Origin of the sequence: Marivirga lumbricoides, assembly GCF_014636295.1 — a bacterium.
Taxonomy (GTDB): Bacteria; Bacteroidota; Bacteroidia; order Cytophagales; family Cyclobacteriaceae; genus Marivirga; species Marivirga lumbricoides.
This window is the reverse complement of sequence record NZ_BMEC01000061.1, coordinates 1-631: the sequence shown is the minus strand read 5'-3', so window position 1 is coordinate 631 and position 631 is coordinate 1. Positions and strand designations below refer to the sequence as shown.

Here is a 631-nt window from a genome sequence, read left to right as displayed (position 1 = left end):
TGGTACACAGCATTGATGATGGTACCGGAGTGCCTAAGTATGCCTTGTGCGAAGCAGGTTGTAAATGTGAAGTAGAAAGGGATCTGCACCTGCACTTTCATTGCAGAAAATGTGGCGAAACCAAATGCCTGTATAGCTACAAAATACTGGAAATTATACTTCCACCCAACCATCAGGCAGAAGAAGCCAACCTGATGGTAAAGGGTGTTTGCTCACAATGTAGTGGCTAAAGGTATTCTTCAAAAGTAAAATCATTTTGAACTGTTTGCATTATGACAAAAAAGAAAAAAATAAATCTGAGAGATCTTAATAAAAAAAAGGTATCTACCGGGAATCCTGCGAGTAAAATGAAGTTAGGAACGTATGTTCCGGCAATAGCCAGTTTTGCAATGCTGACAGTCGGTATCTCACTTGATTACTTTAATCTACTACCATTTTTTAAGGGGTGGGTTCGCCCTGTATGGTACGGCTTGGCCTATGCTCCCGTGGGCTTTCCTGTGATCAAAGAAGGCTGGGAAAGCATCAGGAAAGGTGATTTTTTCACTGAATTCTTCCTGATGTCCATTGCTACATTAGGAGCGTTTGCCATAGGTGAATACCCGGAAGGTGTAGCCGTGATGTTGTTTTATGC

Annotated in this window: 2 pseudogenes; both read left to right on the top strand. The window is 41.8% G+C overall.

The window, feature by feature from the left end:
* Window positions 1-230, top strand: a pseudogene (locus IEV85_RS24775) (transcriptional repressor); the annotation flags it as partial.
* Between the two features lie 42 nt (window positions 231-272).
* Window positions 273-631: pseudogene (locus IEV85_RS24770) on the top strand (heavy metal translocating P-type ATPase); the annotation flags it as partial.